This is a genomic window from Flagellimonas alginilytica (assembly GCF_042134605.1).
Taxonomy (GTDB): Bacteria; Bacteroidota; Bacteroidia; order Flavobacteriales; family Flavobacteriaceae; genus Flagellimonas; species Flagellimonas alginolytica.
Map to the genome: position 1 here is coordinate 1596284 of NZ_CP169638.1, position 11923 is coordinate 1608206.

The window sequence follows — 11923 nt, forward strand, 5'->3', positions numbered from 1 at the left end:
TATGACAAGTACTTTTGGATTTTATCCAGATGGAGGTGATTCCTATGATGTAAGTTTATAAAAGAAAATTTCCAAGAAATTGGAGGGAAGGCAACAAGAAATGCCCTTTTGGTTGGTTAGGAACACCGAGACAATATAAAGAAGATTGGTCGGGTACTGATGATTGTTATTAAATTTATGTATGAATTCAATTTTGTGGTATTTAGTTTTATCGTGCTTAATCGCTCAGACAATGGTTATTGATGAAAGTGTTTTATGCAAATCGTTCTCAGATGTGTTTAAAGATTCTACTTACATAGAATTAAATATGCACAATTCTATAGATTCTGGTCTGACATCCTATGACTATTGCACAGTTAATGGGATGTCAGGCCAATATCATTTTCTGGAATTTTCTGTAGAAAAGATAGCCGCCAAGGTAAAACTGGGAGAGGATAAAAAGTTCAAAGAAATTCTTCTAATCCTTAAGGTATGGGATGTGGAACAATTTTATCAAAAAGTTGTAGACAAATATGGTATGCCCAATACATCCAGCTTATCCAAATTTTATATGGAAAAACATGGATTTAAATTACCCGTTGAAGTGCAAAAGGATTCTTTGGGTAAATATTACGAACAAATTCCAAAACCAGAGGTAAAAGACTTCCATGAAATTCAAAGTTTGGCGTGGTACGATATTATCAAGAAAAATAATTGTGTTTTAATCGACCTTTTGATCAAAAACAGGACAAATCCCACCAACAATTTCCAAGAAAAAGAGATTTGGGTTTCTTTTAAACGTGCTAGATAATTTCATAGAACTTAAATAAATGGAATCGTATATCAATAAAATAGTAAAGGCCACCGATTCGGTGGCCTTTTTGGTTTTTCTTAGGACAATAAGGTTTAGGTAATACTGGCTTTTGCGTAACTTGTAGCCGCCTAAGCAAGGTTTTCAAAGAAGCAACACCTATTGAATCCACTAAAAAAGCTTTTTAAACAAACATTTATCTATGGTTTGGCCACGGTATTGCCGCGGGTCCTCTCCTTTATATTGGTGCCTTTGTACACTTCTGTAATGGACCCGGAAACCTATGGGGAAATATCGGTGATCTTCTCATGGTTTGCCATTTTTAATGTAGTGTTGGCATATGGTATGGAAACAGCCTTTTTCCGATTCTTTAATAAATACTCGGATAAGGGAAATGTAATTTCTACATCCTTGATATCCTTACTGATGTCTTCCCTTATATTTTTTGGTGCAGCCTTTCTTTTCAAAGGAACCTTTGCCGCCTTTATAGATGTACAGGAATCGTTGATCATATATATTATTTTGATTCTGGTGCTAGATGCATTGGCCATAGTGCCGTTCGCTTGGATCAGGGCAAATGAACGGCCATTAAGGTATTCGATAGTAAAAGTCACAAGTGTGGCCATTAATTTATTGTTGAATATATTTTTCTTGACCCTATTGCCCGGATTGGCTGAAAATGGGCAATCATTTTGGGTAGCTCTTTATAAACCAGATTTTCAGATAGAGTATGTCTTTATTGCCAATGTAATTTCCAGTGGTGCTGCCTTTTTATGGGTGAGCGGAATTTATTTTGACACCAAATATAAATTTGATAAAGGTTTGTGGAAGGAAATGCTCAAGTACTCCATGCCCATTATGGTGGCCGGACTTGCATTTACGGTCAACGAGGTGTTCGACCGCATTCTTTTAGATCGATTATTACCAGAGGACATTGCCAAGGCAGAGATAGGGAAATATTCGGCCTGCTATAAATTGGCGGTTTTTATGACCCTGTTCGGAACGGCATTTCGGTTGGGGGTGGAACCGTTTTTTTTTAGCCACGCAGACTCGGAGAACCCTCAAAAAACCTATGCCCAGATTACCAATTACTTTGTAATTATGGGCAGCCTCATTTTTTTAGGGGTAATGGTGTTCATAGACCCTTTAAAAAAATTGTTGGTCAGGGATTCTGCTTTTTGGGATGCTTTGGACGTGGTTCCTATCATACTTTTGGCAAGTTTCTGTTTGGGCATTTATCACAATCTGTCCGTTTGGTACAAAGTAACGGATCGCACCAAGTTTGGAGCCTATATATCCTCGGTGGGAGCTATAATCACATTGGCAATCAATATAAGCTTGATTCCCAAAATAGGATATATGGCATCGGCCCTGGCAACTCTGGCGGCCTACGCGACCATGATGGTCCTATCGTATCACTTTGGAAAAAAATATTACCCTGTCCCCTATAACATGAGGAAAATTGTCTTTTATTTCGCTGTATCACTCTTGTTCTCAATACTATCGTTCTATGTTTTTAATAGAAATTTAATAGTGGGCAGCATACTACTTTTCTTATTTTTGGGGTTAGTATATAAGATGGAAGGAGATAAACTTAGAAGTATTTTTATAAAACGTGAAAATTAAAATAATCAATACATCCGGCCACAAGTTGCCACATTACGAAACCCTTGCCTCGGCAGGGATGGATCTAAGGGCCGATATCGATTCGCCCATAACCTTAAAACCATTGGAACGAGCAATTGTTCCCACGGGACTGTTTATGGAACTTCCCGTAGGTTATGAGGCACAAGTACGCCCTCGTAGTGGATTGGCGGCAAAAAAAGGGATTACAGTGCTCAATGCACCAGGAACCATCGATGCCGATTATCGTGGTAATGTCGGGGTAATCTTGGTCAATTTATCCAATAAGGATTTTATTGTGGAAAATGGAGAGCGTATCGCCCAAATGGTAATTGCCAAACATGAGCGCGCCGAGTGGGAAGAAGTTGAAGCACTTTCAGAAACCGATAGAGGCGAAGGTGGGTTCGGAAGTACCGGAACCAAATAAAGAAGAATGTAGGGTCGAGCACAGTCGAGACCTTTTTAATAAAAGTCTAACCATTAAAAAGAGACACCTGGCCAGACAGGTGCGTAAACTATGAAGATAATCGTTCCAATGGCGGGAAGAGGTTCCCGATTAAGACCACATACATTAACAGTTCCGAAACCATTGATACCTGTTGCGGGAAAACCGATAGTACACCGATTGGTTACCGATATCGCCAAAGTGTTGGGTGAACCCATTGATGAGGTTGCCTTTATTCTGGGCGATCCCGCCTTTTTTGGCGATGATGTTGTAGAGAGCTTAATGGAATTGGCCAGCGAAATGGGAGCCAAAGGATCAATATATAGACAAGATCAGCCACTTGGAACCGGACATGCCATAATGAGCGCAAAAGACTCCCTTAGTGGACCAGCGGTAATAGCTTATGCCGATACATTGATCCGTGCAGATTTTGATTTGGACAAATCTGCGGACAGCGTAATATGGGTAAAACAAGTAGAACATCCCGAAGCTTATGGAGTAGTACAATTAAATGATCAGAATGAAATTGTTGAGTTGGTCGAAAAACCAGCAGAATTTGTTTCCGATCTAGCGGTAATCGGAATTTACTATTTCAAGGACGTGGAAGTTCTCAAAAACGAGCTACAACATGTGTTGGATAGCGATATTACGCATGGGGGCGAATACCAAATCAACGACGGCATAAAACGCATGATGGAAAAGGGCATGAAATTTGTTCCCGGAAAGGTGGACGAATGGATGGACTGTGGTAATAAAAATGTAACCGTGGAAACCAATCAGCGCATGTTGGGCTTTTTGGAGCAGGAAGGGGAAAATATGGTGGCCGAAACGGTACAACAAGAAAATGCAAACATTATAGAACCATGCTTTATCGGGGAGCATGTGGTATTGAAAAACACCACGGTCGGCCCATATGTATCCGTAGGTGCAAACACGGTATTGGAAAATTCTACCATAAAAAATAGCCTTATCCAGAGCAACAGTAAAATTAGCAACGCAAATCTGGATAATGCCATGATCGGGAACCATGTGGTGTATAATGGTAATTTTGAGACCATTAGTATTGGAGATTATTCCGTTTTGGAATAACTTTAGTATAGATTTTTAGTTTGACGGGGACTTGGGATATTATGAAAAGAACACATTTTCTTTGTATGCTTTTATCGGTGTCGGCAATGACACTTGACACATCTTATGCCCAAGAAGAACAAGAAAGCGCCGAGGTCTACCTCGACGAATATACCGATGAGTTTCAAGAAAACTTTTTTGAGGCCTTAAAACAAAAAGGTATCCAAAACTACGATAGAGCTGTTGATCTGTTTTTAAAATGTAAGCAATTGGAGCCCGATAACAGTGTTGTGGACTACGAACTGGCCAAAGCCTATCTTTTGGACAAAAAGTACATACAGGCTCAAGATTATGCTGTTGCAGCGCTTCTTTCAAAACCAGAAGATTATTGGTATTTGGACAATCTATTGACCATTCTCGACAAACAGGGAAGCCCAATAGAAGGGATTAAGCAACGCATACCTTATCAAAATGAAAAGTTACGGCAAAACATGGCGGTTTCGCTCTTTAGGATGAAAAAGTATGAGGAAGCTTCCAATGTGTTGGGTAGCATGGAGAATTCAGGTTTAAAAACAGAGCTGACTCGAAAAATAAACGATTCTTTGGAAAAAGGAGGTCAGATGCAAGAAGTTCGGACAGTGGAAGAAAGAAACAATAGCAACGATCCGGTACTACAATTGCAAGCAACAATGGAACAATTGATCTCAGCGTCCAATTTTAAGAAGCTGTTGAGCGAATCGCAAGAGGCTCTGGACACTTATCCCTTACAGCCCTATTTTTATTATGCTTATGGCACAGCACTAAATAACACGGGAAATGCAAGCAAGGGAGTTGAAGTGTTGTTAAGCGGACTGGACTATCTGTTGGATGACAACCAGCTTCAAAATAAAATATACAAGCAGCTCTCCGAAGGATACACCAAAATTGGGAATACGCAAAAGGCAAACGAGTATTTGAACAAAATCAATTCGGGATTATAATGAACCTACATAAAAATATAATAAGATTCACCGCAATACCAATGTTGTTGTTCGTATTGGGCGCTTGTAAGAGCACTAAATCCATTACTGGTGGGGAGGTCAATTCGCGTCTTACTGCAAAGAACATTATAAACGCCCATTACGCCAATCAATCCAATTTTAAGACATTGAGGGGAAGGGTAAAGATAGATTACGCCAATGGAGACGATTCGCAAGGAGTTAATGTGAGCCTAAGAATGGAAAAGGACAAGGTGATATGGATGAGTGCACCCTTAGGAGTGGTCAAGGCGCACATTACCCCAAAGAAGGTTTCCTTCTACAACAAGTTACAAAACGAATATTTCGATGGGGATTTTAGTTATTTGAGCGAACTTTTGGGCACCCAATTGGATTTTGAAAAAGTACAGAACCTACTCCTCGGCAATGCTGTGTTGGACCTGCGAAAGGAAAAATTCAATAGCGAAGTGTACAATGGGAATTACCAATTAAAACCGAAAAAGGCCCAAGAGCTTTTCAAAATACTGTTTCAGTTGGAACCCAAAAACTTTAAGATAGCGTCTCAAGAAATATCCCAGCCGGAAAATTCCAGACAACTAATGGCTAAATATACCTATCAGGATATTTCAGGAAATGTGCTGCCGAACGAAGTTAAGATTGTCGCCGAAGAAGCAGGTGAGCTGACCACTATTGACCTAAGTTTTAGGAACCTGGAATTGAACAAATCCATGAGTTTTCCCTATAAGGTCCCCAAAGGATATGATAAAATTATATTAAAGTAGTATGAAAGATAAAACTTCATATCTGTTTTATTATGCGTTAGTTATATTCTTTGTTTCATCGGGGAGTTTTGCCCAGACCAGCGAGCAAAAAGTACTGGAGGCCAAACGAGAACGACTGCAGAAAGAAATTAAGGAAATCAATAGATTGCTCTTTGCAGAACGTAAAGAAAAGGGCACCGTATTGGACCAAATGGAAGCCTTGGAAAACAAGATCAACGTTCGCCAAGAACTTATTCGAGTAACCAACCAACAGTCGAACTTGCTCAATAGGCAGATAAATGTAAACATCAGAAGCATAAGCAAATTAAGAGAAGACTTAAATGCACTAAAAGAAGATTATGCCCATTTGATTCAAAAAACCTACCAGAATAAATCACAGAACAATCGACTCATGTTTTTGCTTTCAGCTGAGAATTTCTTTCAGGCTTTTAAAAGGCTTCAGTATATGCAACAATATGCCAAACATCGAAAAAAACAAGGGGAAGATATTGTAAAGAAAACCGAAGAGCTTACCCTTTTAAACCAGGATTTGGTACGTCAGCGCAAGCAAAAAGACCAACTCATTGCGGAGAATAGAAAGGCAAAAGATGAACTGACCAAAGAAATAGAGACCCAAAAGAGCCTTTTAACGAGCATAAAACAAAACGAGGCAAAATATACTACAGCAATAAACAAGAAGCAGGCAGAGGCCCGTAAAATTGATCGAGAGATAGAACGAATGATCAAAAGTGCGATCGCAAGCTCAAATAAAAGCTCCGGTAAATCGACCAGCAGTCCAACTTTTGCCATGACCCCGGAAACAAAATTGGTTGCGGACAACTTTACCTCCAATAAAGGAAGGCTCATTTGGCCGGTGGAAAAAGGAGTTAAAAGCCAAGGGTACGGGGTTTATGCCGATAAATTGTATCCTGGAATCAAGCACAGGAACAATGGGGTTACCATTACTACGGACAAGGGCAGCAAGGCAAGGGCTATTTTTGAGGGAGAGGTAATAGCCATACTTACCGTTCCAGGTGGGAACAAGGGTGTTCAAATAAAACACGGAAACTATATCACCACCTATTATAACCTATCCGATCTTTATGTAAAAAAAGGGGATAAAGTAGCTGCCAAGGATATTCTGGGCGAAATAAATACCAATCGGTTTGATGGCACAACAAAATTGAAGTTCTATCTGTATAGGGATTCCAACCGATTGAACCCTGAAGATTGGATATATCAACTCTAACACTATGAAGAAATCATCAGACTTGCAAGGCTCCTTTGAACTCCACAACGGGGTCCAGATGCCCTATTTAGGGCTTGGTGTTTACCTTTCCAAAGATGGAGAAGAAGTGATCAATGCGGTAAAAGAAGCTTTGAACCACGGTTATCGTCATATAGATACCGCTGCCATTTACGAAAATGAGGAAGGGGTGGGCGAAGGAATAAGGCAAAGCAATGTACCTCGGGAAGATGTGTTCTTGGTAAGTAAAGTTTGGAATACCGATCAAGGATACGAAGCTACATTGAAGGCATTCGAAGCCAGTTTAAATCGTTTGGGAACCGATTATCTGGACCTGTACCTCATCCATTGGCCCAAAGGGGACCTGTCCAAAGACACCTGGCGAGCACTTGAAAGACTGTACAGGGAAAAACGGGTGCGAGCCATCGGAGTTAGCAACTTTTTAAAGCACCATTTAGAAGATCTTTTGGATACCGCCGAGATTGTGCCCATGGTCAATCAAATGGAGTTTCATCCCTACTTGGTGCAGCAAGAGTTGATGGATTTTTGCAGCTCGCACCAAATCCAATATGAAGCGTGGTCCCCTTTAATGCAAGGGAACATCTTTGATTTGGACATTATGAAGGACATGGCAGCTAAATACAACAAAACAATTGCCCAGATCGTGCTGCGATGGGATCTGCAAAAAGGAGTGGTCACCATTCCTAAATCATCCAAAAAAGAACGGATCAAAGCCAATTCGGAGCTGTTCGATTTTACACTTTCGGATGAAGACGTAAAGCTCCTCGATAGTTTGGACAAAGGCAAACGATTTGGCCCCGATCCGGACAACTTTGATTTTTAAACTTTAGGAAGTAGTAAACAATGCTTTTAGTTCGGTAGCATCGGCAGGTTTCATTTTACCGGCAAGTACCAAGCTGAGCTGTTTACGTCGTAACGCAGCGGCAAAACGTTGCTTTTCCAGCTCGGTTTCCGGCTCCAACGGTGGGACTTCCGTTGGTTTGCCGGTGTCATCCACCGCAACAAAGGTGTAAATGGCCTCATTTGCCTTGGTACGCTCTCCCGTAAAGCGATCTTCTATCCAAACATCCAAGAAAATTTCCATGGAGGTATTAAAAGCGCGGGAAACAGAAGCCTCTACGGTTACCACACTGCCCAAAGGAACTGCGCTGTTAAATGCAACATGGTTCACGGAGGCAGTTACGGTGATACGTCTGCTATGTCTACGGGCAGAAATACTGGCAGCACGATCCATACGGGCCAATAGTTCACCGCCAAAAAGATTGTTCAACGGGTTGGTTTCGCTAGGTAATACCAAATCGGTCATTACCGTACGTGATTCACTAGGAGTCTTAGGCGTCATACCTTTAAATTTTGCGCAAAGATATTGAAGTACGGAAAGGTTTTAAAAGAAAGCGCGATTATTTATTTTTCGGAAAGCATCCAAGCATCCCTGGAATCCTCAACTTTGACCTTTCGTAGGAACAGCAGTGCTTTTTGAGGGTCTTCAAAGCTATCGTAAGCCACTTGGTGCAGGCCATATTTGTTTACCCCAAGATAAAAGGCATTGTATCCTTTTTCTTTAAGTTGACCTACCCTTTTTTCAGCATTCTGTTGCTCCCGGAAAGCTCCCGCGATAATATGGTGGTGCCCCCTTTTCTTTTTGGTCACGCTAAGGTTGATGGCGGGCAGTTCCAAAGGGGAACTCTCAAAAAAAGTAGCTTCTTGGATCAAACGGGAAACTTCTTGTTGTGCATCTTGCTGGGCCGCAACCTCTTTTTGCTGTAAATCATCATAAGTTCGGTACGATGTTACACCCATGGAAACGGCCAATAGAATAACCGCGGCATATTTTAACCAAGGCCTGAACGAGGTCTGTTCCCTTTTCTCAGGGGTAATTATAAATGGAATGCGCTCTTCCAGTTCTTCAACCTCCTCCTTGATCACCTCACGCTTGATCGGCGTAGCGGCAAAAGCGGACAATCCAAAGGAAGACGTCAAAAAGTTGATTTTTTCCTCTGGCTGAAATTGGATTCTATGCTCGTTGTTGTGCCACAGTTTGCCTATACCAAAAAGCTCAATGCTCTCACCTTTGGATAATTTATTGTTCCAATCCAGTGAGATATTTTCCACTTCCTTTAGCATTTCCTCGTACCCGATATTCTTTTCTTTGGATATGTGGGATACCAATAGCCCATCGTTTTTGGTAAGTTGGGCATTAAAGGAAATTACCTTGCTCGGTGGTACCAATGTGTTGGTGGTCAAATCGATTTCTGCGGATTTTCCGTGAGCTAAAAACGCCCCAAAACCGGGAACAACCACACAGTTGTACTCGAACAATAATTTTTCTAGGTATGAGTCTATCCGCATAGCCACAAATATTGCAAAAAAAGGGGGAGTACAAAATATGCAGCATAACTTTTTATTAACATTTAAAAATCTGTATTTTGTGAACAACTTTGACTCCCAAATCAAATGACTGAACCTGAAATTATTGCGGCTTTACGGCTGCAAAACATTCCCAATATCGGGGATGTGACCGCCAAGAAATTAATTGCACATTGTGGAAGCCCAACAGCAGTTTTTGAAGATAAAATGCATCATCTTTTAAAAATTGATGGCATTGGAAAAGTTACTTTGAAAGGTCTGCAGGACACAATGTACCTTGAAGAAGCCCAAGAAGAATTCGAATTTCTGTCCAAGCAGAATATTACCATTTCCTATTTTATGGATGAAGATTATCCGGCCCGGTTGAAACATTGCTTGGACGGGCCTATTGTATTGTTTCAGCGCGGGAATATAGATTTAAAGGGTCAAAAGCTAATCAGTGTGGTTGGCACAAGAAATGTGACCAACTATGGTGTCTCGTTCTGTCATCGATTTATAGAGGAATTGGCGCCGTTGAACCCGGTTATCGTTAGTGGATTCGCCTATGGAGTGGATATTGCTGTTCAAAAGGCGGCCATGGACCATGGATTACAGACCATAGCTTGTATGGCGCATGGATTAGATCAAATATATCCTAAGGTACATGCCAAATATCAAACCAAAATAGAGCGAAATGGTGGGTTTATGACCGAGTTTTGGAGTACAAGCCAGCCTAATCGGGAAAATTTCCTCAAAAGAAACCGGATAATTGCAGGAATAAGTGAAGCAACCATTGTGATCGAATCTGCGGAAAAAGGGGGGAGCTTGGTAACCGCCGATCTGGCACATGGGTACCACCGGGAAGTTTTTGCCGTTCCTGGCAGGGCTACCGATAAATGGAGCAAAGGCTGTAATGACCTCATAAAATATCAAAAAGCGCATATATTGACGTCTGCAGCCGAGCTGGTTTATCTTCTAGGATGGGAAATTGAAGCGGAAAAACAAGAAAAAGCGGTGCAAAAGCAGCTGTTTGTCGAGTTGGATGAAACAGAACAGTCAATCTACAAGTACTTGCAAATAAACGGAAAACAACTACTGGACACCGTTGCTTTGGAATGTAATCTGCCCATTTTTAAGGTTTCCAGTACATTATTGAACATGGAAATGAAGGGCGTGATCCGACCACTGCCCGGTAAACTGTTCGAGGCGGTGTAGTTTCCGAGGTTCAATTGGTAGGGAGCAGTCGGTAGTAGGTCGTTGAGCGTATTCGAAACGATAGTCGGTGGTCGTTCAACAGACAGTTACGGGTGGGTAAGGTGTTGTTGCGAACCGTCATCAAGAGCTCTCATCCTGAGCTTGTGGAAGAAGAGCAAAGAATTCCACCAGATTTAGTTTTCATTTTTTTGATGATGGATTCCTGCCTGCGCAGGAATGACATTCGTCGTATGGAATGATAACAGAACAGTCACTCTGTTTTAGGGCGTTGTTCATCGAAGACTTGCCACAAAAAATCGGGTTTTATTTCCCTTTTAAAAAGGGTTTTGCAATGAAGTCCAATTTACCCGCTACTTTAATATGGGCCTATTAAGTCAAAATATCGATAAAAGGCTAATACCCCAACTTTTCTCGAACACGGACCAATACCTCATTGGCCACTTTTCGGGCTTTTTCCGCACCAAAGGCCAAGGCCTCGTCGATCTCGCTCGTATGGTTCATGTAATACTCAAACTTTTCCCGGGGCTCTTCGAACTTTTCTATAATAAGCTCGTACAAGGCTTGTTTGGCGTGTCCGTAACCATAATTGCCCGCTAAATAATTGGCGCTCATTTCCTCGATTTGCTCTGGGCTGGCCAAAAGCTTGTACAGTGCAAACACATTGTCCTTGCTGGGATCTTTGGGTTCTTCCATGGGTGTACTGTCCGTAACAATGCCCATGATCTGTTTTCTTAATTTTTTATCGGTTTGGAAAAGGTTTATAAGGTTGTCACGGCTTTTGCTCATTTTTTCACCATCTGTTCCTGGAACGTATTTGGTCTGCTCGTGGACTTTGGCCTCGGGCATTACAAATGTTTCGCCCATCTGATTGTGAAAACGAGAAGCTACATCCCTTGTTATTTCCAAATGTTGCAGTTGATCTTTCCCTACAGGAACAATTTCTGCATCGTACAACAATATGTCCGCGGCCATTAGCATGGGATAGGAAAAAAGTCCTGCGTTCACATCTTCCAGCCTGCCGGCCTTATCTTTAAAGGAATGGGCCAAAGTAAGTCGCTGGTATGGAAAAAAGCAGCTTAAGTACCAAGCCAATTCCGCAGTTTGGGGAATATCACTCTGTCTGTAAAAAACAGTTTTTTCAATATCCAGGCCAAAAGCAAGCCAAGCAGCGGCAATGGCATAGGTATTGCTCCTTAACAGCTCCCCATTTTTTATTTGAGTTAACGAATGCATATCGGCAATAAACAAAAAGGAATCGTTTTTAGGGTTTCCCGCCATTTCAATGGCAGGGACAATTGCACCTAAAATATTTCCTAAATGGGGTGTGCCTGTACTTTGTATTCCTGTAAGAATTCTGGCCATATCATTTTTAAAAGAGAACAAAGGTAAAAGAATCTAGAATATTTTAAATCAACCATATTTCAATAACGC

At 41.3% G+C, this 11923-nt stretch carries 12 protein-coding genes; 9 read left to right on the forward strand and 3 right to left on the reverse strand.

The genetic code is table 11. From position 1 onward, the window contains the following. Positions 1-181: 181 nt before the first annotated feature. The 8 genes from ABTP35_RS07065 to ABTP35_RS07100 all read left to right on the forward strand — a co-directional run bounded on the left by ABTP35_RS07065 (position 182) and on the right by ABTP35_RS07100 (position 7754). A complete protein-coding gene (locus ABTP35_RS07065; RefSeq protein ID WP_293297899.1) occupies positions 182-790 on the forward strand; it encodes a hypothetical protein in 609 nt (202 codons plus the stop codon). A gap of 162 nt (positions 791-952) precedes the next feature. Beyond that, complete coding sequence (locus ABTP35_RS07070) at positions 953-2416, forward strand: oligosaccharide flippase family protein (protein WP_293297896.1); 1464 nt, start codon at positions 953-955, stop codon at positions 2414-2416. Then, a complete protein-coding gene (gene dut / locus ABTP35_RS07075; RefSeq protein WP_293297893.1) occupies positions 2406-2840 on the forward strand; it encodes a dUTP diphosphatase in 435 nt (144 codons plus the stop codon). The genes ABTP35_RS07070 and dut overlap by 11 nt, the downstream gene beginning before the upstream one ends. Before the next feature lie 90 nt (positions 2841-2930). Further along, entirely contained in the window at positions 2931-3947 is a 1017-nt protein-coding gene (locus tag ABTP35_RS07080) for a sugar phosphate nucleotidyltransferase (RefSeq protein WP_293297890.1), read from the forward strand. 41 nt (positions 3948-3988) lie between these two features. Further along, the gene (locus ABTP35_RS07085) at positions 3989-4906 is read left to right on the forward strand and encodes a hypothetical protein (RefSeq protein WP_293297888.1); all 918 of its coding nucleotides are present in this window, start codon (positions 3989-3991) and stop codon (positions 4904-4906) included. Further along, complete coding sequence (locus ABTP35_RS07090) at positions 4906-5685, forward strand: DUF4292 domain-containing protein (protein ID WP_293297885.1); 780 nt, start codon at positions 4906-4908, stop codon at positions 5683-5685. Before ABTP35_RS07085 ends, ABTP35_RS07090 begins: the two co-directional genes overlap by 1 nt. Position 5686: 1 nt before the next feature. Further along, a complete protein-coding gene (locus tag ABTP35_RS07095) occupies positions 5687-6913 on the forward strand; it encodes a peptidoglycan DD-metalloendopeptidase family protein (protein ID WP_293297881.1) in 1227 nt (408 codons plus the stop codon). Positions 6914-6917: 4 nt separating this feature from the next. Continuing rightward, a complete protein-coding gene (locus ABTP35_RS07100) occupies positions 6918-7754 on the forward strand; it encodes an aldo/keto reductase (RefSeq protein ID WP_293297878.1) in 837 nt (278 codons plus the stop codon). A gap of 3 nt (positions 7755-7757) precedes the next feature. Here ABTP35_RS07100 and ABTP35_RS07105 read toward each other — a convergent pair whose 3' ends face one another. After that, positions 7758-8273, reverse strand: a complete 516-nt coding sequence (locus ABTP35_RS07105) for an acyl-CoA thioesterase (protein ID WP_224835912.1) — start codon at positions 8271-8273, stop codon at positions 7758-7760. Positions 8274-8335: 62 nt separating this feature from the next. Continuing rightward, positions 8336-9280: an SPOR domain-containing protein gene (locus ABTP35_RS07110; RefSeq protein WP_293297874.1), complete on the reverse strand. Its 945-nt coding sequence runs from the start codon at positions 9278-9280 to the stop codon at positions 8336-8338. Positions 9281-9385: 105 nt separating this feature from the next. On the opposite strand from ABTP35_RS07110, the gene dprA reads away from it, so the two are divergent. Next, positions 9386-10492, forward strand: a complete 1107-nt coding sequence (gene dprA, locus ABTP35_RS07115) for a DNA-processing protein DprA (RefSeq protein ID WP_293297872.1) — start codon at positions 9386-9388, stop codon at positions 10490-10492. Between the two features lie 393 nt (positions 10493-10885). Here dprA and trpS read toward each other — a convergent pair whose 3' ends face one another. Continuing rightward, the gene (trpS, locus tag ABTP35_RS07120) at positions 10886-11854 is read right to left on the reverse strand and encodes a tryptophan--tRNA ligase (protein ID WP_293297869.1); all 969 of its coding nucleotides are present in this window, start codon (positions 11852-11854) and stop codon (positions 10886-10888) included. Positions 11855-11923 lie beyond the last annotated feature (69 nt).

Bases quoted from the DNA above. Each gene is read 5' to 3' on its own strand.
- ABTP35_RS07065 (WP_293297899.1), top strand. From the start codon at position 182: ATGAATTCAATTTTGTGGTATTTAGTTTTATCGTGCTTAATCGCTCAG.
- ABTP35_RS07080 (WP_293297890.1), top strand. From the start codon at position 2,931: ATGAAGATAATCGTTCCAATGGCGGGAAGAGGTTCCCGATTAAGACCA.
- ABTP35_RS07085 (WP_293297888.1), top strand. From the start codon at position 3,989: ATGAAAAGAACACATTTTCTTTGTATGCTTTTATCGGTGTCGGCAATG.
- ABTP35_RS07090 (WP_293297885.1), top strand. From the start codon at position 4,906: ATGAACCTACATAAAAATATAATAAGATTCACCGCAATACCAATGTTG.
- ABTP35_RS07095 (WP_293297881.1), top strand. From the start codon at position 5,687: ATGAAAGATAAAACTTCATATCTGTTTTATTATGCGTTAGTTATATTC.
- ABTP35_RS07100 (WP_293297878.1), top strand. From the start codon at position 6,918: ATGAAGAAATCATCAGACTTGCAAGGCTCCTTTGAACTCCACAACGGG.
- ABTP35_RS07105 (WP_224835912.1), bottom strand. From the start codon at position 8,273: ATGACGCCTAAGACTCCTAGTGAATCACGTACGGTAATGACCGATTTG.
- ABTP35_RS07110 (WP_293297874.1), bottom strand. From the start codon at position 9,280: ATGCGGATAGACTCATACCTAGAAAAATTATTGTTCGAGTACAACTGT.
- dprA (WP_293297872.1), top strand. From the start codon at position 9,386: ATGACTGAACCTGAAATTATTGCGGCTTTACGGCTGCAAAACATTCCC.
- trpS (WP_293297869.1), bottom strand. From the start codon at position 11,854: ATGGCCAGAATTCTTACAGGAATACAAAGTACAGGCACACCCCATTTA.